Below are 23026 nucleotides of genomic sequence, written 5' to 3' on the forward strand. Positions count from 1 at the left end.
AACAGCTATTATTTCATAATTGTCCGGATCAATTTTACCTTTTTCTTATAAGGCGGGAATAACAGATTATTCGCAAGCTTGGATGACCGTTTTAAAATAGATTTTGGATGCGTAAAGTTTTCAAAGCTTGCCTTCCCATGATAAGCCTTTACTCCGGAAGGACCAACACCGCCAAATGGCAGATGGGCATTTCCTACATGTGTGATGACATCATTAATGCAGCCACCGCCGAACGGCAGCTCCTCCAGGAAGTATTCAATGGCCCCTTCATTTTCCGAGAATAAATAAGCTGCAAGAGGTTTCGGCAACTGCCGGACGCAATGGATGACACGTGGCAAGTCCTCATAAGCCATAATTGGCATAATTGGTCCAAACAGCTCATCCTCCATTGACGGGCTGGACCACTCCACATTTTCTAAAATAGTAGGTTCGATATATAAATCGGCGCTGTCTGTCCGTCCACCAAATGTAATATTTCCAGCTTCCTCGTCTAAGATGGACTGCAGGCGCTGAAATTGTCGTTCATTAATAATACGGCCATAATCTTTACTTTTCTGCGGGTCTTTTCCATAAAATTGTGTAAGTGCTTTTTGCAGCTTCTGCACAAACTTTTTATAAACAGATCGCTGCACAAGCACATAATCCGGTGCTACACATGTCTGGCCGGCGTTATTGAATTTTCCCCAGGCAATGCGTTTGGCAGCTACATCAAGATTTGCTGTTTGATCTACAATTGCCGGGCTTTTACCGCCCAGCTCCAGAGCAATTGGTGTCAATCTTTCAGCAGCAGCCTTCGCTACAATTTTGCCGACAGCTACGCTCCCTGTAAAGAAAATATAGTCAAAGGAAGCATGGATAAGTGCTGTCACTTCTTCCTTCTCGCCCTCGACTACACGAACGTATTGAGGCTCAAATGCTTCTCCCAAAATCGTCTTTAAAATCGCTGCTGTATGAACGCTCGACTCAGAAGGCTTTACAATGGCTGTATTGCCGCCAATAATAGCACCAAGTAATGGCTCAATCACAAGCTGGAATGGATAATTGAACGGACCAATAATCAATACTACGCCATAAGGTTCCCGTACAATAAAGCTCTTACCCGGCTGGAACTGAATGGGCGTTTTTACTGCTTCAGGCTTCATCCATTCCTCTAGATGATCCAGCATATAAGTTATGGAGTCATAAACAATTCCGATTTCTGTTGCATAGGCTTCAAATTCACTTTTGTTCAAATCCAGCTTCAAAGCCTGGATCACATCTTTTTCATACTTTTTGATTGTTTCTTTTAGTTTAACAAGCTGTGCTTTGCGAAACTCTACATCCTTTGTAGCCCGTGTAAAATAATACGTCCGCTGCTCTTCAATCATATTTTCTACATCTGTCTGCGTAAAATTCATTGTCTATTTTCCCCCTCTTTTTTTAATTTAAATGCATAATCCAACTGCTTGCTCACATATTAACTATATATACATTACATCGGTAATGTTAGACCCTTTCCGATGATGCATGTTGCTACAAAAAATCGTAACACTTGCGCTGTATGTTTACAAACAAAATCGCTAGGGTAAAGTTTATCAACAACAAGACGGATATTTATATTTCCACTAAATGAAGGAGGCAATTTTTATGATTATTACAGAGACATGGTGGGAGACAATTTTTTCTGGCGTACTTGCAATTGGAATCGACGAGAAAAAACTGCATCAACTAGAAGATGAATCATTCCTCTATTTCAAGGAACAATTGCCTGAAATTCAAGATGAAAATGAAATGTAACTAAATAAAAATGTAACCCAAAGCGCGGACAAGCTGACTAAAAAGCTATGCTGCGCTTTTTAACATGATTTTATACCCCCTCCGCTTTGCATTTCCTTCTCATCCTTCGTATAATCGCTAAAGAGATGGATTAAGAACACGGGGGAAAGTCATGTTTAGAAAGTTCACAAAGCTGTATATGGTATTTTTAGTAGGTTTGATTATTTTAGGGGGAGTTAGCATTTTTCTTTCTGGTAAGCCAAGCGAAGTAGAGCGGGCAAGTTTAGAAGAAAAAGCTGCCCAAAAGACGCCTGGTTACGCAACTATGACATCACTTGCTGACATTGCCGGAAAGCATCTGGAAGAAGACGCCATTTTAGATATTCAAGTCTCTCCTGACGAGATGCGGGAGGATGCATTGCTGCAGCTCCAAACAACTGAATCTGCGACGGAGGATACGCTCCTAAAGAATACATATGATCTGCTGCAGGATGTTCAAAAGATTGGATCGATTGAGACGTTCACCATTTCCTGGTTTATGCAGCTGGAAGACCAAAATGCTGAAGTATTGTCCCTTACACTTAAAAAAGAGGAGCTTGACGAGTTACATACGATTCGCTATAGTGAATTACCTTCCATCACTTCTAAATATGTGGAGCATAAAGCGCTGCAATAAACAGCCGTTCTGTGCGGTGGGAGATATCCTAGGCAGGACAAACACCTTTGGATTCTCCCTTTCTTCTTTCAATTCTTCAATCTGCCGACATAAAAGCCTATTTCTACTTTAGAAAAACCGGCTCCTCACCCTTTCTACCAGTACTAACCCTCAATATTCTATAATAGGAAAATGCCTGTCTATAGCATCATTCGCCCTATTTTTTCACCTATGGTGAATGCAGGCTGTGCTATTGAACAAATTCATTTTCGTCTAATGCTGAGTGTATGATTGTTTTTATTAGGAGAAATAGGTATATAACTATACAAGCAAAGACACATGATCATATGTTAATAAGGACTCACATTATAGGAAAAAGGAGGCTTACCTATGTACGGAGGAAACTGGTTCAACCAAGGCAGAAGAGGCTTCGGCCGAGCGCCTTATAACTTCCCACCTCAAAATTCCCCTGCTACCTATGATCCACCGATTGTTTCGCCGACACAGGAATTTGTGCGCACAAATATTTTCAACACTTACGTACCGCATATCCATCCGTCCCATACTACAACAGTCAACAGACACATGATTCATAATCAACACTATTTCCCACATACTGAATCTGTAGTAAATGAATGCTGCGAAACAAATACAATTTGCGGCACGCCTTATCCAGGCTGGGGTTCCTCAAGAAGAAGACGTCGATAACCCTTTCAGCTATTGCCAAGAGTTTGAAGGTTTGTACAGAAGAAACCGGCACTTTCTGTTCTGAAAAGACCAAAAGTGCCGGTTTTTGAATTTTAAGTAACTTCAGGGCTCTCCTGCATTCCTTCACTGATTTTTAAGCTATCGTTGCGTTCATCTTTTCCAGTGCCTGACGAACCGCTGAAAGTGCATCAATCAGCTCCTGTTTCTGCTTACTCGTAAAGAGGCTGTAGTTAACATAGTCTTCCTTGCCAATCTCATAATAGGCGATGATTTCATTTAACTTCTTCACTTTCTCTGTAACTGCCGCTGCTTTTTCCGTATCTGCACGGGCCATGAAAATATTTACTATTTCCTCTAGTGCCTCGATATTCGCTTTTATATCGTAAAGATAGTTGCCTGCATAGCTTACTTCCTTTTCTGCCAGCTGTTCATCGATTATTTGAGCCAGCATACCCTCTGTATCATTCACTAATTGTTTGCCGTCCAGCTCCACTTCCGGCAGCTTTTCATTCAGCTTTTTAATATCGGCCACAAGCTCCTCTGCCGCAGCTTCATATCCGGTAGTTTTCTTTTGCTTAAACAAGCCGTACTCCAGACGGCGGAACCCTGTTGTCTCTTCGTCTTTACGTAAAACGGGGGTATCAATCTTTGCATCTAATGCAGCAAAGCTTGCTTTTGCCGGCTGTAGCCGTTCATAGTACATATGGACAAGCGGGTACAGCTTCTGTGCTTCTTCCAGCTTTCCTTCCTTTACATACCCTGCCAGCATCTCTGCATCCGCAATGAATGGCTCCATCTGTTCGATTGCAAAAGCACGGAACTGTTCTGCTTCAGAAGATAAATCAATCTCTTCTTTTATTACTTGCTCCTCTTTTGTTTCTTCTTGTTTGTCACTGCCGCATGCTCCAAGCATGGACGCTGCCAAAATAACAGCAGCAAGCCCTTTTTTAAATGTCATCTTTCCCACCTCTACTATTCCATCCTTTCTACTACTTTCGCATGCACAACAAACCGTTCCTTATCATTGATAGAAGTCGTACATGTTGAAAATGTCACGATTTGGTCTTCCTCACGCACCTCTACAGGCATCGTAATAGCAGACCGACTCTGAATTTCTTCTAAAAAAGCAGCATACGATTCATCAGTAAAATCGGTTTCAATATAATAAAAATCAGTCGTTGTTTCATAAGCAGCAAATACTTGAAACTCGTACTGCCTCTCAGGCGTTTCATAATAAAATACTGGATGTGCTTCTGCGTAGGATTGGTCAGCAAACTTTGCCAGACTTCCAAACATCGTGCCGTTTCTAAGAACATGGCCATAAAAAATCGTATGCCGGTCATGTAGGGAATTATTGCGATAATCCATGAAAACACTCCCTCCACGGCTTTCTTTATCCATATAATTATGCCGCAGATAAAATTCGTTGTCCTCTGCCTGGAGTACAGGATTATCCAGCCTTGTCCCTTCTAAAGTGAGCCAGCCGATTATACGCGGGTTTACCTTTCGGAGCTCCTCCAGCTTTCCAACCCCGGCAAACTGCTGGATCTCCTCCAGCTCATTCTCAATCTTCACATACGAATATATATAACGCACAATGTGCCCTCCTGCATAAAACATCACGACGATGCAGGCCAACTGAATTATTCTTTTCATTTTATATTCCTTAAATATTTAACGGTATCATATAAAGGCCCAGTTCCTCGTCCTCGTGAAACACTGCATTGACACCGTATACTTCTTTAATGACTGCTTTTGTAATAACCATTCTCGGCTCACCCTCCGCCACAATCCTGCCTTCATTCATTAAAATAATATGATCGCTGTAGCGGATTGCCTGATTGATGTCATGGAGTACCATAACAATTGTAAGGCCGTACCGCTCATTCAGCTCCTTTATCAGTTCAAGCAATTCCAGCTGATAATAAATATCCAAATAGGTTGTCGGTTCGTCCAGACATAGCATTTCCGATTTTTGCGCTAATGCCATGGCAATCCAGACGCGCTGCCGCTCTCCACCCGATAAAGCTGCTAAATTCTGCTTTCGTTTTTCCAGCAAATTTGTACACGCTAATGCCCATATCACTGCTTCCTCATCTTCCTGCGTTCGCTTTTTCAATAAAGAGGAATAGGGCATACGACCGAACATAACAAGCTTTTCTACGGTCAAATCCTGCGGTATATCGTTCTGCTGATAAACGATTGCAAATTTCTTGGCGAATTCCTTTGGCTTGTAATCTGTCAAATCACGGTGTTCAAGACGTGCCTGTCCCTCTGCCGGCCTGTTATTACGTGACATGACACTCAGCAGGGTGGATTTCCCGCAGCCATTCGGACCGAGAATGGTCGTAACTTTTCCTTTTTGTATCGCTGTTGTGACACTGTTCAAATGACGTTTTGTGCCATCATGCGAAACAGTTACTTGATTAATCTCCATTTCGTTTGTCACTCTTTTCTATTTATCTTTGCGGATCAGGAAGATGAGAAATGGCCCGCCAATGATAACCATAATCGTTGATGCCGGTATTTCCATCGGTGACAGTACTGTACGCCCGAGTGTATCAGCGAGCAAAATAATGAATGCTCCTAGCAAGGCAGTAAAAGGAATCAATAGTTTGTGATCATGACCGACTAATCTGCGGGCAATATGCGGGACAAGGATACCGACAAATGAGATTACACCTGCAACTACTACAGAAACAGCTGATAATAAAACAGCGACAGCTGCTATAGCGATGCGTGCGCCCGTTACATGAAACCCAATGCTTTTAGCAGTTTTATCAGATAAAACAAGTACATTACACCATGCGTACATTGTAAGTGCGAGGACAAGACCAATTGATCCGTATGTAGCAATGACTGTTACGTCATCCCAAGTTTTCAATGTCAGGCTGGATGTAATGGCACCTGCTGAAGAGGCCCCAAAGCTGATAAGTGCTTCTGTTAAGCCAGAAAACATCGCATTGATTGCAATCCCGACAAGAATTAATTTCAATGGATTTAACCCGGACTTCCATGACAACATAAAAACAAGTAAGCACGCTATTGCCCCTCCAACAAAAGCGGCAATCGGCGAAAGGAAGAAGTAAGTCGGGAAAAACGAAACGATAAACAGCTTTGTAAAAGCAGCTCCTGAGGAAATACCGATAATCCCTGCATCCGCCAACGGGTTACGCATAATTGCCTGTAGGAGCACCCCTGCTACTGAAAGAGCCGCCCCTGCAAAAATAGCTACAAAAATACGTGGGAAACGTAAATCCCGAATAGCTGCCATTTTTTCGTTTGTGCTATCAAATAATCCAGTCAGAAACTCCATATAACTGAGTTGGACACTGCCCGTAGTAGCCGCATATATGATAGTCATACATAACAGCACCGTTATGGCAATGAAACTTCCTATTTTTTTCGTCACAACAAAACATCCTTTATTTCCTGTCTATATGAAAGCAGCAAGACTGGTAAGATGCTGCCACTACTCGTTATAGAAATGCTCTACCAAAGTATCAAGGGCTTCCGGAACATTCAAAGCCGCTGTTGTACCGAAAAGTTCTTCCTCCAAGTCATAGACACGATCATTTTTCACCGCATTAAAATGCTTCCATATATCATTCTTTTTAAATTCCTCATCAAACATCTTCACAACCTCTTCAGGCATGCCATGTGCCAAGCGCAGGATAATATCAGGATTAGCGTCATATAAGTATTCTGTATTGGATGCCAAATACTCCGCATCCTGCCCGGCCATCACGTTTTCTCCACCGGCAATACGCACTAGGTCTCCAGCATATGAATGCTCTGTCGCTACTAAATAGCTTCCCGGCACACCAAGCAGGATTAATACCTTAGGCTTTTCATTTTCATCTGCCACAAGCTCTACCTTTTCAATTTCCTTCTTGAGTTCCTTCACTAAATCCGCCGCTTCCTGGCTGCGGTTATATCTTTCACCGATTTGCCCGATTTCGTCCAGCATACTATCAATGCTTGTCAAATCAACGAAATCAACGGGGATTTTATATTGCTCAAATGAATCCTTGAGATCATATTCCAATGTAGAAACGGATAATACCTCTGTCGGATTCAATGATTTGATGATTTCCGCGTCAGGGCTCATAGCATTGCCAATCGTCGGCAATCCATCAAAACGTGCCGGTAACTTCTTCTCTGTTTCCGGGATGGCGACCGCATCAAGGTTCAGGCGATCTAGAATCTCGGCAAGTACAACCGTCCCTGCAATAATGCGGTACTCGCCCTGCGTATCCATCGTTTCTTTTGCTGTATTGGCTGCTGCTTTTTCATTTGTCCCTTCATTACCGCCGCAGCCCGCGAGCATAGCTAGGACAAAAAACAAGCCCCATAACCATTTTTTCATGTCATTTCCCCCTGCTTATTCAAATTGAAGTAAAGTTTCATCTTCTACTAACACAATTGATGGAAATTTACGTCAATTGAATAGTTGTAAATATGACAGTAGCTCCCTCTCACATGGGGAGGAAGCTGTCTGTCTACGGCATTGTTTATAGGTTTCCAAGCACTTCCAAAGCGTTATTTAACACTTTTGCCATCTGGTCACGTGTAAGTGGTGCCCCTGGATTTAATTTGCCGGCAGATCCTGTCATAATGCCTAGTGCATGTAATTGGGCTGCTGCCTTATTTAACTCTTGGTCATTTGCAGGGACATCGCTAAATGGCATTTTTGCATCTGCTGCAGGCTTGTAGCCTTCCTTCTCCAACAGACGGTAAATCATTTTAGCTGTTTGCGCACGTGTGATTTTGTTGTTCGGTGCGAATGTCTCTTTATTCACCCCATTGATAACACCATAGCTGTTCAGTGCCTTAATCGCAGAAAGTGCTTCTGCATCCAGTGTTGTAATATCTTTAAAGCCTGTTGTTTCAGGTACTTCCAAGTCTAACGCACGGAATAGCATTAAGGAGAATTGGTAGCGTGTTGTTGTCGTATACGGGTTGAATTTCTCGCTTTCTTTGAAAATCCCTTGGGAGTATAAAGAAACAATGGCGCCATAATTCGCCAGCTTCTGGATATCTCCGAATGGGTTTTTCATACCGCCGAACTGTAATTGAATATTGTATTTTTCATCATATGAAAAGTCACCAACACGCACTGATAAATCAACAGTTGCTGTGTAGATTTTTGATAAATCATCTACTGATAGCGTGTATACTTTTACTGTATTACCGTCAACCTTATTTTCGGATTTCTTCGCCACTGTTGCGCCCTCTACAGTAAAGCCATTTAAATGCTGACCTTCCGGGAATGTCACATCAACGTTGTAGCCAGTCTCTGTTGCCGTCACTTTCACCTTATCCGCCAAGTATTTTCCATGCATAATTGACAAGTCTTGTAGTCCGTCCTGGTAGACATAAGCAGGCAGTGTTACCGTCTCATCAGCGGATTCTTCCTTTTTCGGTAAATCAAGACCTTTATCCACCGCGATTTGGAAGTCATACCATGCATCATGCGTACCGGCTACAACATGTAATTTAGCAGTCGTTAAATCATTTAGAGATGTCAAAGGCAGTCGTACAACATGCGGGTATTTTGCTTGAGAGCCGGAAACTGTTTCCGCCTTTACATACTTGTCCCCTGCCAATACCTGATATTCTGCAATCATGCCATTTGATTTTTCTGTCGCACTGACTTCCAGGAAGTACTTTCCTTTTTCCACAACTAATACAGCTTTTTCATTTAAATGATTCGTAATAGCTGCGTAATTGCCCTCACCTGTTTTTGGGTTATAAGCATCAAATGTTACTTCGTATTTACCATCAGCAATATCACCGTACGGAGTAGACGGCTTCGTCGGTTTTTCTTCCGGCTTTTCTTCAGGTTTTTCATCCTTTACCTCTTTAATTGTAGCTGGGTCAGCAGTTAGAGTGAAATCAACTGTGCCTTTATAACCCGGAGACTGAAGTGTCAACGCACCTTTAACCGGAGCAAAGTCTTTCCCTACAGGAATCAATACCATCTTTACGTCGCCGTACGTGTGAATGATTGGTGTATCTCCGATTTTCGCATCTGTAATCATTGCCAATGCAGCCTCACTAATTTCCGGCTGGATATAGTATTGTCCTTCTCTTTCGATTAACTTACCGGGACTTTTTACATAACGGGATAGCATACCCGTTTCATCTGTAAGCGTAAAGTCAATCGTACGTACTGCCGTTTCAGTCGCCGGAGCGGCAGTATTCTTTGTAGTTGCATCCGTTCCATTTACATTTTGTGTTTCACCTGCATTTGCAGATACGGCAGCAGGTGTAATAGCTGATACAGCCATCAATGCTACTAATGCCACTTTTGTATTACGGTTCTTTGTCATTGCTTGTTCCTCCAAATTCATTTAGTTTTGGTTATTTTGTTCGGATAAAAATAATTGCCGCTGCTATGAATGCCACAAGAGAAGCTAGTGGCAGTGCATCGCTCGTCTCTGGATTTTCTACCTCTTCAGCCGGTGCTGTTTGCTGTTGATTCGTATTATCCGCTGTCGTTTGTGAAGCGTCTGTCTCATTGGCTGTTGGTTTTGACTGCTCACTTACGGAAGCGTTATGTACCTTTTCATTTGTGGCAGGCTGATTATTTGAAGAAGTATTACTTCCTGACGATGAAGGTTGAGCTGGCTTTACCTCTGTATTGCTGGCTGGAACTGATGCCGGTGGTGTCTGCTGCTTTGCTTCCGGCAGTCCAGAACTATCGAAAACAAAATCTACACTATAGGAATGATGGTAATCGATATCCTCAATGTCTATCTTCAACCCTACTGTTAACGGATTAAATGTACCAATTCCAAACTGGACAACTCGTTGATCAGCCCCTGTATTTGAGCTGATTACGGCTGCCCCTCCCGGCGGATTGAACTGGGTCACCCAGGCGCTGTTTTTGATCGTCAGCTGAATCGACATTTTCCCATTGTTTACAGTAAGCTTAGCGGGTTTTAAAAAATAGTCATTAGCCATCGAAGCAGAGTTGCTGCCCGGCTTGTTTACCTGGTAATTGACATTATATGTACCATCTGCCACTGCTGCCTTTGTAGTAGCCGGCAAGAAGAGGAATAACATAAACATAACCGTTACGGCTGCAAGAAAAAACTTTCTCATTTTCCTACTGTTCCCTCCTTCTAAAATGATTTCCATCTACTAGAATGCCATAAATAAGATTTATTCTCAATTAGAATTCCATTTAAATTTACACTTTTGTCACATTCCAACAACTTTTCGTCACATTTTTCTAACATTAACCTAAAGGGCTACCTTTTATCGGGCTTATAGATTCGTCTTTTATGAAAACTGATCCCTGTAGAAAGCCGTTTTTGCAATAGCTGGTTTACTTTCATATTTTCGGGCTGCTTTTTTTACTTGTCAAAGGTATGTCAATAAAAACAGCTTCCATTATAGTGAAAAATCATAAAAGATTTATATCCATCTATGAATTGCAATTTATCTATTTGGATAACATATGACTAATCCTTACTAAATGATTGGAGGATACGATGTTTTCATTAGAAGCGGTTAAATGGATTAATGATCAATTCAAACAGACGAATGAATTGACTGAGAAAACATTGGAATACGAGCAGAAATATATGCAGTTATTCTACCTTAAACCTCTTATCGATCGGGAAATGCTCCAAAACAGTGTAATTAAACCTTTTTTTGAGATGGCGTCAGAAAATCAATTCAAACTATATTTGCATGCATTGCCTCAATTTCAGGAGGCTACGACGAAGGAACAAGTTATGCGCGAAATAATGAACGGCAGTGTCGTTGCTGTCATTCAAAATGAATGGTATTTACTTGATTTTAAATTATCGACCAATGATAAAGTCAATAACACCTCTGTCGAAACTACCATCCATGGCTCTCAATTAGCGTTAAGCGATAACTTGGCGACGAATATCAATGTCATTCGCTCCTATTATCATCAGCCCTCTTTATGTGTTGAATATGTTGTTAAAGGAGAAGTAAATCAACATAAAGTCGCTATCATTTATGATAAAGAAAAGGTCAAAAACGGCGTACTGGATACGATTAGAGAAAGACTTCAAAATGTCGATAAACAAGTTGTTTCTTCTACTACGCAATTAAATAATTTTCTAAACAATAAACGGCTGTCACTATTCCCCCAGATGATTATGACAGAGCGTCCCGACCGGATTGTATACAATATAGCCGGTGGAAAAGTTATTTTAGTAGTGGACGGGAATCCCCAGGCTGTAGCTACGCCGGCAGTCTTTTTCGATTACATGAGCACAATGGAGGATAATTATCATACTTTAATCATTTCAATATTTTTAAAATTTCTCCGCTATGCCGGATTAATGATCAGTATTCTTCTGCCCGGTCTATATGTAGGTGTTACTTCTTTCTCCCCTGAAGTATTTAGAACCGAATTGGCCCTAACGATAGCTGGAAGCAGGGTAGGAGTTCCGTTCTCTTCTTTCATCGAAGTGCTGTTCATGCTGTTTTTTATGGAACTGCTGTTAGAGGCAAGTATCCGTCTTCCGAAGGCAATCAGCGCAACGGCTACTACTGTAGGAGGATTAATTCTGGGAACTGCAGTAACAGAGGCTTCACTTGCATCCAATATTATGGTAATTATTGTATCTGCAGTCGCTATTTCGACCTTTGTTATTCCTGTAAATGAAATGGCATTTTCAATACGGGTCGTGCGGTTACTGTTTATCTTTGTTACAACCATATTCGGCCTGGCCGGCTTAACACTGGGCCTTTACGTTTTAATTATGTATTTAGTGAACTTGGACAGTTTCGGTGAGCCTTATCTGCAGCTATACACCTCGCCGAAAAATAGGTCAAAGTGGGAGAGGAAGACTTGAGCCGATATTATTACTACTTGATTTTGATTAATATGGTGGCCAATATTATCGCCTCCGTTCCCGCTATTCTCTTGCATTCCCATAAAGATGGTGCGGTTTCTGCCATGATTTTGGCTATATTTGTGGGAACATTTCTTGTCACCGTTTATACACGTTTTTTCAATGCCTTTCCCGGCCGTACATTGCCTGAATTACTGCAGAAAACAACAGCACCGTGGTTTTATCGGCCATTTGTATTTTTTCTGGCTGTCATGTGGTTTATAGCGGGTGTCATTACATTAATTACTTTTGTATTCCTCCTTATTCGCTACTTGACACCTGAAATGTCCATCAACCTTATTAGCTTGACGCTTATCCTATCTGTTATCTTTGGGTGTTTAATGAAGACAGAACGGGTTTTCTATACGGTGGAGATTATCTTATTAATAACCATTCCATTAATTCTTTTTATCTTTTTCAAAGCCTACAACAACGATCATCTAGAATGGGATTATGTAAAAGATGCAGCTTTATATGTGAATAAATGGCCAAATATAGATGCGTTCTCTGCTTGCTTTTTTTTATTTTTAGGAGTGGCCAACCTGACAATCTTTAATCGCTTCTTTACAGAGAAGCAAAAGTTTGGCTGGAAGCAAATTTTTATAATAGCCGTCATAGCAATGGCCACATTATTTACAACATATTTCATCCCAATCGGTTTTAATGGCTTGGAAAATATCGGCGAGCTTGTTTATCCATGGATTTCTACAAGTGACTCCTTAAGGATGGAATATTTTATTATCGAACGTGTACTTTTCGTTTTCTTATTGTTCTATTTAGGCATAGCATTTTTAAGCATTTTAATTCATTGGCATGCCTCCATGGAGTTTTTAAAATTTGTCTTCAACCTGGAGAAAATAAAGTACAAGGGAAAAAAATTCGGAAAATTCATCCCTGTTCCCTTCTTCATTGGAATCTCCTTAATTCTGGTCCAGTTGTTGAATGAATACAGGCTATTTCTCTATACACACTACTTTTATAACGCATTAATCGTCATTTTTCCGTCCATGTGTTTTTTATTTCTCTTTATCAAACGGAGGATGAAATATGCTGAACAAGCAAATCAAAAATAGATTGGGCTTTTTATTGCTGCTGCCCCTATTCATTCTTCTGTCAGGCTGTGAGTTTAAAGATATCGATAAGGATGTATTCGTTGCGATGATTGCGATCGATCAATCTGATGAAGCAGACAAACCTTACAAAATTACCTTAAAGCTATATGAGCCGTCCAGCTCTTTTAAGGATGCACCGCAGCCCACATACTCTTACCTGACACAGGCCGGAGAAACTCTATCCGAAGCAATCCGTTTGATGGAGGCCTATTCGGACAAGGAGCTGCAGTTTGGACATACCAAGCTGATTGTGATTGGGGAGGATTTAGTGCAGGCGGATAAAAGCAAAGAAATTTTAGACTTTCTGCTAAGAAGACCGGACATTCAAATGATTGCCTGGATTGCTGTCGGAAGGCCATCTGCTGAAAAAATCATCAAAATGGTACCGCAGGGCGAAACTTCCGCCTACCCAGAGTTATTTAACTATTTCGATCATACCGGGACAGAGAGCCAATATATTGTCACTACCTATTTATTCAACTTTAGAAGGGACATGAAGGCGTGGGGAATTGATCCTGTCCTTCCTATCATCAGGATCAATGAGAAGGATTCACATTTTGAAATAGATAAATCTCTTATAGTGAGAGATAGTATGGAGCCCCATGAGTTTGATCCTTTAAATACGTCACTTTATACGATGCTAACAAAAGGCACGGATAGAGCAGATCTGGCGATAAATGAAGACGATGAATATTTTATCGCCAGAATTGACCGGTTAAAAACGAAACATAGTGTCACTATAAAAGGCGGTAACAAAATTGAGCTCGATATAAAAATAAAGTTATACGGTTATATATCAGAGTCTAAAAAGAATTTAGACAGTAAGGATTTACCGTTCTACAACAAGTTATTGAAGGCTGAGTCAGAGGAAAAGTTTACGAAATTTTTTACTGATATGAAAGAGCTCGGGTTTGATCCGCTTGGTTTTGGATTGGACTATAGATCTAGAACACTTCATAATCGCCGAATGAGTAAAGAGGAATGGGAAGAAGCATACCGAAATGCAAAAATTAACTTATCTGTGACACCTCAGCTTAAGAGTACAGGATCTATTCAATAGAAAATTTAAGGTATGACTCCCCCTCAAAGCTTCGTACCTCCCAAATCTTATATCTACCTATAAAAAAATAAGCCGCACTGAAAGTTTTACCTTTCTGTACGGCTTTATTTCCTTCCAAATATTAGCAAAGAGACAGTACACCTACAGCTGGCTGCAAAGTACCGTCATCCTATAGTGCAACAGATATTCTATTTATCGTTAGTTATTCCTATTACTTCTTGATAATTTTAGCTGGTATGCACTGTTATAACAGCAAGTTCCCTTTTCTAAGTAAAAACGAATCTAGAATAATAAAGTACTATTTTAACAATCCACCATGAAACTGAATATATCAAAACTTTTCAATCTTTTTCAAGATTCAATAAGTCTTAAAAATTGTAATAAAGATGGGTTTGGAATTACGGGTCAAAATCCCCCTTTAATGGATGGTTCTTATTGTGTAATACGCTCGAAAAAAGCTAGCGTTTTTTCTAAATCGGTTATATGCCGATTACACTTTTGGCTATCTACGCAAATGTAATTACTATGGCTTGTAAATGTCCCGACAACTCTTCCTTTTATTGAAGTAGTAAATAAGTTCACTTCGGCGTGTCGGTTACAAATGGCACATATTCCTTTAACTGTGTCATTGGAGATAGTACCTTTAATCGCTTTAAACTGTTCATCTTTATCAATTAAGACATATTTTCGGTGTGCACCAGCATCATTCCACGTTAAATAACAAATATGCTGAAAATCTATCTCTTCAAGGTTCGGTAACTTTAGTTTTTTTTCCTTTTTAAATAGGCTTTTCACTGTATTCGCTGTAACTGCTTTAAAGGGGATGACATAAGGCTTTAATTGTTCTAAATACGCTTCCCCTTGTACCCGATCTGTAACGTCAAAAAGTTGTTCAACTAACTCGGTTTCCCCAGTAGACAGCACTAATTTTGCTGTAATTTCACTTTCAACAATACCACGCACAGCAAGTATGACGTCTTTATCTTTTGTCGTTGCAAGTGCTTGCAAAATTTTATTCATTTGTTGTTCAAGTAAATGATAGTTAGCAACCGTTAAAAACGGTTGGATTATTTTAGTCATTTAAAATCACTCCCATACATTTTGTCTTATCTTTAAATGCAATTTAATTTATCGAAATAAAAATTATGCTTTTATCGTCCTAGCCATTACATCTCTTCTCATGCTTTCACAATGCATATTAAGCCTTGATACTCTTAACTAACTAAGAGTCTACACAACAATTTACTCTGTCTCTTTTATATGAATTGCTGATTTTATAAAAAGACATAAAAGAAAGGCTGCAACTATTAGAAAGAAAGCAGACATAAAGCCATTATTGATTCCCTTCAACAAAGCAGAGACGCCCTCATCATCATTTGAATATCTAGCTACTGTGGCTGACATAACCCCTACCATTATGGCAGAACCTAATGAAGCAAACACTTGGCGCACAGTATTATTAATTGCTGAACCATGGCTTATTAGCTCATTAGGTAATGCATTAATCCCAGCTGTAGCTAATGGCATCATTACTAACCCCATACCTAACATCCTTAATGAATAAAGACAGACGATCCACCAAGTTGCTGTATCATTCGTAAGAAATAAAAAGGGAAATGATGCTATAGTTAAAATAAACATACCTATAATTGCTATTTTCTTTATTCCATACTTGTCAAACAGCTTGCCGGCAACCGGTGAAATCACCCCTAAAACAAGGGCACCTGGAAGCAATATTAGACCTGATTGAAGTGCTGAAAATCCCTTTATTGATTGTGTATAAATAGGTAAGAGAATTTCTGAACCAATCATTGTCATAAAAATAATCGCAACAATGATTGTAGACAACGTAAATGTTCTACTTTTAAATACTTGTAACTCTAAAAAAGGTTGAGCCAATTTTAATTGGCGAAGAGAAAAAAATAATATGACTGCTATGCCTATTAGACAAGCTATCCACGAAGTCTTATTCTGCCACCCTACATTTCCTGCAACACTTATCCCATACAAAAGTGAACCTAAACCTACACTACTAAGTAATAAGGAGAAAACATCAAGCCTAGGCTTTGTTAATTGAATAATATTTTTCATATAAAAGATTGCTAGCAAAATATTAACCCCTACTAGTGGAAGAAGTATATAAAATAAGTAGTGCCAGTCATAATAATCAACTATCCAGCCGGATACTGTTGGAGCGATGGCGGGAGAAAAGGCTATAACAATCCCTACTAGTCCCATTGCTTCGCCCCTCCGTTCTGCTGGATAAACCATAAACATAAGGGTCTGCATTAAAGGAATCATTAACCCTGAACCAATCGCTTGAATAATTCGGCCGAATAGTAAAACAGTAAATGTTGTACTAAGTGCACAAATGACCGTTCCTATTGCAAAACTGCCCATTGCTATAAAATATAAAGTTCTATTAGTTATTGTATTTAGCAAAAATGCAGAAGTGGGAATCATTATGCCACTGATTAACATAAATGATGTGATCAGCCATTGTGCATCTATAGCATTGATACCTAGATCTCCCATTATCTTAGGTAAAGCAGTCACCAACAAGGTCTGGTTTATAATCGTTAAAAAGGTGGCCGCCAATAAAACGAGTACAAACCTAGATCGTTTAAATTGGTTGCCATATATATCAATTGGCTGCACTTGATTTTCTTTCATGTCGCCTACTTCCTTTCACAAAGAGTAAACGTACGTTCAATATTTTATACTCGAGTTCATTTCCATGATAATATGTTATAATAACAATGTCAATAATTTCAGGGGTGTTAAAGATATGAGTAAAAAAGAAAAAATCATTGAAGTGGCTAAACAACTATTCAGGACAAAAGGCTATCACGATACCGCTATCCAGGATATCCTGGAGCTTTCCAAAGTATCAAAAGGGACATTCTATAAATACTTCTCTACAAAATCCCAATTAATTCTTCATATCATCCAAAAGGTCGATGAGAAAGTAGAAGAGCAGCAAAATATGTTGCTATTTGAAGGCCAGCCTAACGATAAACAAATTTTTTATTCTCAGCTTCGAGCAAAACATTCCATCTATGGAACCGAGAAAATTGCAGAGTTATATAATATTTCTTTAGGAGAAAATGATGAAGAGCTGCAAAAATATATGGTGAAAAGCCATTATAAGGAACTGAACTGGCTAGCCAATCGCTTAATAGAGGTTTACGGTAATGAAATAGAGGAGAGTGCAATGGATTTATCTACTCACTTTATTGGAGGATTAGGCTATCAATTTAGATATTCTGATCAGATGAAGCTGAATCTCAATAGCTCGGATATTTTAGATTATAATATTTTACGTTTAGAGAAAAATATTGAAATAACAAAAAAAACTAATCAAATTCTCTTCCCATATAAATCACCGAGTTCATATGAGAGTCAAGAAACTGCCATTAGTAATATCCAGAAATTATTAACATCGAATCAAAACAAATTCCCTCAAGAAGCCCAAGAATTAATTAATTTTATTTTGGAGGAAATTCAAAGCTCATATATAAGATGGGGTGTTTGTGAAGGGGCCATGCGGCAGTTAAAAATAATAGCTCCCTCTCTTTCAGGAAATGAACAGCTATTGAATGAAGTATTTAATATTATTCACAAACAAAGCAATAAATAAATTACACTTTTTATGTCAACAAAGCCTTTTATAGGACTTTGTTGACAATTTTTTTGCTTATTCAAAGGAATCAAAACCAACTTTATATAACGTCAGCCAAAATAATAAGAAAAGAAGGATAAAAAAGAAATGGAATACTTCTAAATGTAAAGAGGATTCACCAATTATTAGTCCAAACTAATACGCCGCTATTTATATTCCAGCCATCTCGTCCAGAGAGTGACAATAATAATAGGAGTTCAGAAGTTTTATTTCTTTAACAAATTGGACCACATCAGTCACATAAACTTTTCAGATTATCCTTTTTAATATTCTACTCTAATTTACTATGTCCTCAACGTATAAATAAACAACTAGCCTTTGGTTGAAAGTCATTCTCCCAAGATATTCTCATTCACTTCCATTAAAATTTCTTTTCAAAAAAGAAACATAGTGACTTTTTTTGTTCTATTAGTCATATCGTAAGTAAATAAAAAATTATTTAAAATAAAGCAGTGTTTTTTTAAATTTATTATTCAAGGAGCATATTTTTTAATCTTGATATACTCTGTTGTTTTATACTGCAACCATCACATAAATAAGTTTCTATATCACCATATTGGTTAATGATTTCTTTATAAATATCATCCAAATATTCTCTTCGAACCTCTAACATTGGTTTTATCCGCTCTGAAGATACTTGAAAAAGGCTCATCCATCTGATCATTTTCTCTGCTTTTTTCATTTTAGGTTCAATTAAATGATTGGAGTACAAATATTCCTCCATTACTTTATGATATGGAACTCCAACCATCAATTGTATCAGTGCAGAAATGAAGCCGGTTCGATCTTTCCCTCCAGTACAATGAATTAACGCAGGTAAGTGATCTTGCTCAGAAAGCAATGTAATTACTTCATTAATTTTAGAATTGTTAACAAAGGCCATATTGTAGTACATATCTTTCATAATTGTTTCAAAATTTATTGAAGTTGAATTACTTACTAGAAATTTAAAAAATTCAAAACGTGTGAATTCTTGACTTCTATCTTGAATAGAAATATTCATCACCTTTATGGTATGTCCTGAAGAAAATTTACTAGGCTTAGATTTTCTTTCTTGGTCTGTTCTTAAATCACAGATTAATTTTATTTTTAAATGATTAAATACATCTATATCTTTGACTGAAAGCCTCGATAGCTCATCAGAGCGAAATAGAACCCCCTTTTTCATTACCCTCCCATCATTCGTTATAAATCCCCCGATGTCTCGGAAATTATAAAGACTGTCAAATTTAACCGGATTTTCACCTATAACTCTCATACTTTTCTCCTTAACTTTTTAATTAAATTTATATGACTTTAATAGTTCTTATAGTCATAAAAAGTGATGAAGACGGCATTATTTTCACCTCTGTTTCGACTATATGTGGTATAGTATAAATTATACGTGACTAAAAATCCACAAAAAGTCATATAAATTTAAAGGAGATAAAAATGCCGAAATTTACCGATAAAGAAAGAGAACACATTAGACAAGATCTTTTAACAAAAGGTCGCAGTATCTTTATCAAATACGGTCTTGCTAAGACGAGTATTGATGAAATAATTAAAGAGTGCGGGATTGCCAAAGGAACATTTTATAAGTTTTTCGATTCCAAAGAAGAGCTTTATTATGAAATATTAATAAATGAAGTTGAAGTTCGTGAGGGGGTTCTAAATGAACTGTTTCGAAAAAATCTTACATCAAAAGAGTTGTTGCACTCATTCTTTCATTTTTCTTTCGACTCAGTTGAAAAAAACCCTTTTCTACACCAATTTTTTGAAAATGATGACCATGATCGACTGATACGTAAATTACCAGCTCAAATGTTGGAATTTAATCAAATGAATGCAGTGAGAGGGGTTCAAGCAGTTAACTTATTAATGGAACAAGGTACATTACCAACAAATGACCCTAGAGTCATTGTAGGAATTATGCAGGCAGTGCTGACACTACGCTTACATAAAAATGAAATAGGCGATGATATCTTCCCAATAGTAAAAGATAAGATTATTGAATTTGTAGTAGAAGGCTTACTAAAAGAAAAAAATTAGTGCTTTCAGCTATAAAATTATTCAACTTTCGTAAAGTGGAATCAATACGGTTTTTATACGTTTATACCAGAAGAGGCGTTTATAAATATGCACAATAAATGTACAGATTTTAAGTTAAGATTTAATTAAAAATCCATGGGAAAGCTATTTTGGAGATAAATTAAACGAACTCATTTAGAAGAAAGATTGATCGGCCGTATTTAAAAGTTATATAGTTCAGCCAAAATTAATTCAAAGCTTTTAGAATACATGGCGGGAAGAAAGTCAAACGGAGTGATCAATTTGGTTATTGTTGCAATATAATCATTTGGTAATTTATAAATTACCAAATGATTATATTGATCTATTGCTTGGCTGGAATAAATCCAGCTTCCTTTGCCTCTTTTTCAGTACAAAACATTTCTTCAGCTACTGTATTTTTATAATCTTTTTGCCCGGGCATGTGGTATACTTTATTGCCTTTTGAATTAATATTACCTTTGATTACACAGCTGTTTTCATCATTTCTTGTACTAGACTCTTCCTTGTTTTCTTTTACAGCAGCATTGTAAGCATCTTTGTCGTAGCCCCGATTCGTTACATAATCTTCTACAGACCAAATGCCAACAGCTGATTTTTGTGCAGTTTCTTGAATCGATTTAAACCAATCAACATGTTTTGTATTTGGCTCATAAATATAAGCCACACGGGCTAAACCATTCTTCAAAAGCTGTTCTTGAATACTAATCCCATCTTTCGTATAAATATATGCTAATAGACGTTTATATTTATCACGATATGAAACATCGAATTCTAAGTAAACCGTGTCTTGTCCCTCTAAAAGCTTCTTAACAAATTCTTTTGCTTCAGGTCCATATGGTTGTTCCCCTAATGTCTCATGATTAGTTTCAGGTGTATCTATAAGTAAAAAACGCACTTTTTCGGAACTGCCATTATATTTTATTCTAATTGTGTCACCATCAATTATTTCCTGCAGGTCATATTCTTCGAACTTACTTATATCATGCTTTTCTGCAGTTTCTTTTGCTGTGGCTGCAATACCTTGTATATCTTCACTTTCCATAATATTCGTATCTGTTTCTTCTGTACATGCGCTTAAAAGCAATGTAGAAAAGAACAAAGCAAAAAAGACCTTTTTCAACTCAGTATCCTACTTTCTTAATCCTGTGTTCTCTTAAAACTAAAAATCCTCAGTTGAATTATAAACTGAAGATCTAAAATTTCATTTAAATATCAAATACATCACAACAGCGAAAATAATCGTTCCGCTAGTAATTAACGTTTTAATATCTTTATCACTCATTTTTAGTACCTCTCTTCTAACATTCATTAATACTTTACTTACCTCTATTATCAATAAAGCGACCCAATATCACAATGAATTTGATTTATTTTCTGCTAAAGAGTTTTCTCAATAATTAATTGAATTTTATCTTGTTCATTAAAAAATCTTCAGTTTCAAATACCGAAGATCCGAATAATATATAATTCATTCCGCTTGGTGATGAAGGTTTTAATATCTTTAAGCTTTATTTACTCGCTTTCTCCTTCACTAAATATACTACCGACTATTTATCATAATCGATAACTAAAAAAAACGCCATTTACGAAAACGTAAATGGCGGAATATTTACTCTTCAGGCTTTATTTTTGGATTTGGCCCAAGTACAACAGGCGGCACATCAGCAAATGTTTCGCCTTCTTCTTCTAAATCGCGCATTCTATGGGCTAAACGAGATGCGGCACAGGCTGCAATGCTCGCCACTAGATCATCAAGAAACGTATGGACACCGCCACCGGCTTTTGTATCTAGCTTTTCAATAACACCGATTTTCTGCTTATCCAAATGGCCGAATGTCGTGACAGCAATACTTCCGTATGTGAAGACCGAACCAAGCGCAATCGTCTCATCAACGCCGAACAGCCCCTCATCACTTTCTACAATTGACTGCAGAGGCTCTGATAGCATCTTTTTTTCCGCCAATTCATCAAGCTCTACTCCTACAAGGACAGCATGCTGCACTTCCCGCTTCAGCAGGACCCGTTCCACCGACTCTATACAATGCGCAATCTCCAAACCTGGATTGTAAGGCTTTTGCATTTCATACACAATTTCTGCTATTGCATCTATTGTGACACCACGGCGTATTAAAGCTGCCCGTGTTGCCGCTACCACTTCATCTGAATGGACACGAAGTTTCTTATTATGCATAGTCAATCTCCATTTCTTTACGTATTTATATAAGATCGGCTCTTAAAAAGCGCAAGAAGGTAGAGAACGCATCCTAAGCTTTCTTCCTATTTGAGCCGGCAAGCAGAACAAACATTACCTACATATTACACCTTTATTATTCTATATGATACAATTTCGTTACAACAATGAGAAGGAGTGACATCTGTGGATAAAGGAACCGTTCAAGACATTAATTTTTATAGTGAATGCTTGCAGGAACAGATGCAGCTGCTGATTTATATTCCTGCCAACTATACTCCACTATACAGGTACAATATTTTAATCGCTTCCGACGGGAAAGATTATTTCCAGCTTGGCGGTATTCCCCGGCTCGCTGATGAGTTGATCAATGATTATGAAATCGAGCATTTAATCATTGTCGGTGTTCCCTATAAGAGTGTAGAAGACCGAAAACGCAAATACATTCCTTCAGGGGACCAACATGAAGCATATTTGCGCTTTTTAGCTCATGAGCTTGTACCTTATTTGGATCGGGAGTTTTCGACAAATGCCCTTGGTTCAAACCGCGGGTTAATCGGCGATTCCATGGCGGCTACAGCGTCCCTGCTTGCAGCTGTCAAGTACCCTAATATTTTTGGTAAAGCCATTCTTCACTCTCCCTATGTGGATGAGCTTGTTATGGAAAAAGTACGCTCAACAAAAGAATTTGACCAGCTTTCTATTTACCATGTCATTGGAACAGAGGAAAACAAAGTAGTATTACATGATCAAACTGTCAAAGACTTTTTGACGCCCAACCGCCAAATGCATAAACTGATGGTCGAAATGGGCTATGACACATTTTATGAAGAATTCAACGGGAATCATACATGGAAATATTGGAAACCTGATTTAAAGAGGGCATTGATTGAAAATTTCGGATAATCTTTTCATCTAATCGCGCA

22 protein-coding genes are annotated in these 23026 nt (G+C 38.4%); 9 read left to right on the plus strand and 13 right to left on the minus strand.

Translation table 11 applies throughout. From position 1 onward, the window contains the following. Nucleotides 1-8: 8 nt before the first annotated feature. Nucleotides 9-1397, minus strand: coding sequence for an aldehyde dehydrogenase (locus BOD01S_RS04045; protein WP_036155819.1), 1389 nt, complete (start codon nt 1395-1397; stop codon nt 9-11). Nucleotides 1398-1626: 229 nt separating this feature from the next. Here BOD01S_RS04045 and BOD01S_RS23190 point away from each other — a divergent pair, with 229 nt between their 5' ends. The 3 genes from BOD01S_RS23190 to BOD01S_RS04055 all read left to right on the plus strand — a co-directional run bounded on the left by BOD01S_RS23190 (nt 1627) and on the right by BOD01S_RS04055 (nt 3118). Continuing rightward, nucleotides 1627-1776: a hypothetical protein gene (locus BOD01S_RS23190; protein WP_169745621.1), complete on the plus strand. Its 150-nt coding sequence runs from the start codon at nt 1627-1629 to the stop codon at nt 1774-1776. Between the two features lie 151 nt (nt 1777-1927). After that, nucleotides 1928-2431, plus strand: coding sequence for a hypothetical protein (locus BOD01S_RS04050; protein ID WP_036155816.1), 504 nt, complete (start codon nt 1928-1930; stop codon nt 2429-2431). Nucleotides 2432-2800: 369 nt separating this feature from the next. Continuing rightward, on the plus strand, nt 2801-3118 hold the full coding sequence (locus BOD01S_RS04055) for a CotD family spore coat protein (protein WP_036155814.1): 318 nt from the start codon (nt 2801-2803) through the stop codon (nt 3116-3118). Between the two features lie 133 nt (nt 3119-3251). Here BOD01S_RS04055 and BOD01S_RS04060 read toward each other — a convergent pair whose 3' ends face one another. The 7 genes from BOD01S_RS04060 to isdC all read right to left on the minus strand — a co-directional run bounded on the left by BOD01S_RS04060 (nt 3252) and on the right by isdC (nt 10228). Beyond that, a complete protein-coding gene (locus BOD01S_RS04060; protein ID WP_036155812.1) occupies nt 3252-4076 on the minus strand; it encodes an EfeM/EfeO family lipoprotein in 825 nt (274 codons plus the stop codon). Nucleotides 4077-4090: 14 nt separating this feature from the next. After that, a complete protein-coding gene (srtB, locus tag BOD01S_RS04065; RefSeq protein WP_081977995.1) occupies nt 4091-4774 on the minus strand; it encodes a class B sortase in 684 nt (227 codons plus the stop codon). Nucleotides 4775-4784: 10 nt separating this feature from the next. Continuing rightward, complete coding sequence (locus BOD01S_RS04070; RefSeq protein WP_036155809.1) at nt 4785-5555, minus strand: ABC transporter ATP-binding protein; 771 nt, start codon at nt 5553-5555, stop codon at nt 4785-4787. Between the two features lie 18 nt (nt 5556-5573). Then, complete coding sequence (locus BOD01S_RS04075) at nt 5574-6530, minus strand: FecCD family ABC transporter permease (RefSeq protein WP_036155807.1); 957 nt, start codon at nt 6528-6530, stop codon at nt 5574-5576. A gap of 60 nt (nt 6531-6590) precedes the next feature. Further along, the gene (isdE, locus tag BOD01S_RS04080) at nt 6591-7487 is read right to left on the minus strand and encodes a heme ABC transporter substrate-binding protein IsdE (protein WP_036155805.1); all 897 of its coding nucleotides are present in this window, start codon (nt 7485-7487) and stop codon (nt 6591-6593) included. Between the two features lie 145 nt (nt 7488-7632). Further along, nucleotides 7633-9453: an NEAT domain-containing protein gene (locus tag BOD01S_RS04085; protein WP_036155803.1), complete on the minus strand. Its 1821-nt coding sequence runs from the start codon at nt 9451-9453 to the stop codon at nt 7633-7635. A gap of 31 nt (nt 9454-9484) precedes the next feature. After that, complete coding sequence (isdC, locus tag BOD01S_RS04090; protein WP_036155801.1) at nt 9485-10228, minus strand: heme uptake protein IsdC; 744 nt, start codon at nt 10226-10228, stop codon at nt 9485-9487. A 392-nt stretch (nt 10229-10620) separates the two neighbouring features. Between isdC and BOD01S_RS04095 the strand changes: the two genes are divergently transcribed. Genes BOD01S_RS04095 through BOD01S_RS04105 form a run of 3 tightly spaced genes read left to right on the plus strand, consistent with a single transcriptional unit; the run spans nt 10621 to nt 14175 of the window. Then, complete coding sequence (locus BOD01S_RS04095) at nt 10621-11964, plus strand: spore germination protein (protein WP_036155800.1); 1344 nt, start codon at nt 10621-10623, stop codon at nt 11962-11964. Then, nucleotides 11961-13076, plus strand: coding sequence for a GerAB/ArcD/ProY family transporter (locus BOD01S_RS04100; RefSeq protein ID WP_036155798.1), 1116 nt, complete (start codon nt 11961-11963; stop codon nt 13074-13076). Before BOD01S_RS04095 ends, BOD01S_RS04100 begins: the two co-directional genes overlap by 4 nt. Continuing rightward, nucleotides 13051-14175 (plus strand): Ger(x)C family spore germination protein, encoded by a 1125-nt coding sequence (locus BOD01S_RS04105; RefSeq protein WP_036155796.1) that lies wholly within the window; start codon nt 13051-13053, stop codon nt 14173-14175. Before BOD01S_RS04100 ends, BOD01S_RS04105 begins: the two co-directional genes overlap by 26 nt. Nucleotides 14176-14607: 432 nt before the next feature. On the opposite strand, the gene BOD01S_RS04110 is transcribed toward BOD01S_RS04105, so the two are convergent. Next, complete coding sequence (locus BOD01S_RS04110; protein ID WP_036155794.1) at nt 14608-15255, minus strand: FusB/FusC family EF-G-binding protein; 648 nt, start codon at nt 15253-15255, stop codon at nt 14608-14610. Nucleotides 15256-15417: 162 nt separating this feature from the next. Further along, a complete protein-coding gene (locus tag BOD01S_RS04115; RefSeq protein WP_036155792.1) occupies nt 15418-16848 on the minus strand; it encodes an MDR family MFS transporter in 1431 nt (476 codons plus the stop codon). 115 nt (nt 16849-16963) lie between these two features. On the opposite strand from BOD01S_RS04115, the gene BOD01S_RS04120 reads away from it, so the two are divergent. Next, the gene (locus BOD01S_RS04120) at nt 16964-17815 is read left to right on the plus strand and encodes a TetR/AcrR family transcriptional regulator (RefSeq protein ID WP_036155789.1); all 852 of its coding nucleotides are present in this window, start codon (nt 16964-16966) and stop codon (nt 17813-17815) included. A 511-nt stretch (nt 17816-18326) separates the two neighbouring features. Here BOD01S_RS04120 and BOD01S_RS04125 read toward each other — a convergent pair. Continuing rightward, on the minus strand, nt 18327-19115 hold the full coding sequence (locus tag BOD01S_RS04125) for a tyrosine-protein phosphatase (RefSeq protein ID WP_036155787.1): 789 nt from the start codon (nt 19113-19115) through the stop codon (nt 18327-18329). 173 nt (nt 19116-19288) lie between these two features. Between BOD01S_RS04125 and BOD01S_RS04130 the strand changes: the two genes are divergently transcribed. Then, nucleotides 19289-19888 (plus strand): TetR/AcrR family transcriptional regulator, encoded by a 600-nt coding sequence (locus tag BOD01S_RS04130; RefSeq protein ID WP_036155785.1) that lies wholly within the window; start codon nt 19289-19291, stop codon nt 19886-19888. A 343-nt stretch (nt 19889-20231) separates the two neighbouring features. Here the strand turns inward: BOD01S_RS04130 and BOD01S_RS04135 are convergent, their stop codons facing one another. Both BOD01S_RS04135 and BOD01S_RS04140 read right to left on the minus strand, forming a co-directional pair. Beyond that, nucleotides 20232-21029, minus strand: a complete 798-nt coding sequence (locus BOD01S_RS04135; RefSeq protein WP_036155782.1) for a thermonuclease family protein — start codon at nt 21027-21029, stop codon at nt 20232-20234. Nucleotides 21030-21518: 489 nt separating this feature from the next. Beyond that, nucleotides 21519-22100, minus strand: coding sequence for a phosphatidylglycerophosphatase A family protein (locus BOD01S_RS04140; RefSeq protein WP_036155781.1), 582 nt, complete (start codon nt 22098-22100; stop codon nt 21519-21521). 186 nt (nt 22101-22286) lie between these two features. Between BOD01S_RS04140 and BOD01S_RS04145 the strand changes: the two genes are divergently transcribed. Beyond that, complete coding sequence (locus BOD01S_RS04145) at nt 22287-23006, plus strand: alpha/beta hydrolase (protein ID WP_036155779.1); 720 nt, start codon at nt 22287-22289, stop codon at nt 23004-23006. Nucleotides 23007-23026 lie beyond the last annotated feature (20 nt).

This window comes from Lysinibacillus odysseyi 34hs-1 = NBRC 100172 (assembly GCF_001591965.1).
Classification (GTDB): Bacteria; Bacillota; Bacilli; order Bacillales_A; family Planococcaceae; genus Lysinibacillus_B; species Lysinibacillus_B odysseyi.